The 383-nt window shown below is 70.2% G+C and carries 1 pseudogene; it reads right to left on the bottom strand.

The annotated features are described in order from the left end of the window. Positions 1 to 157 precede the first annotated feature (157 nt). Positions 158 to 383 (bottom strand): annotated as a pseudogene (locus IJ15_RS25095) (aminotransferase); the annotation flags it as partial.

Raw genomic sequence — 383 nt, 5'->3', positions numbered from 1 at the left:
CACCGAGTCCTACGGCATCGAGATGATCGCGATCCCGATGTCCCGACGCCGGCCCGGACATTGCGCAGGTCGCCGAACCAGTGCCCTCCGCTCCGCAGGTCGATGGCAACAGGTGGCCGGGCACCTTTCGGTGCCCGGCCACTGTCGCGTTCGAGGGTTACTGCTTGGTGAGCGCGCGCTCCGCGGCGGCCAGCAGCACGCAGGTGGCGACGCCGTCCATCGCCTTGGCGAGCTCGTCCATCGACGGGAAGCTCGGGGCGAGGCGGATGTTCTTGCCCTCGGGGTCCTGCTTGTACGGGAAGGCGGAGCCGGCCGCGGTGAGCGCGATGCCGGCCTCCTTCGCGAGCTCGATGACGCGCTTCGCGGTGCCGTCGACGACGTCG

The sequence above is a fragment of the Prescottella defluvii genome (assembly GCF_000738775.1).
Lineage (GTDB): Bacteria > Actinomycetota > Actinomycetes > Mycobacteriales > Mycobacteriaceae > Prescottella > Prescottella defluvii.
The sequence above is the reverse complement of the archived record's forward strand: the minus strand, read 5'-3'. Positions and strand labels throughout refer to the sequence as shown.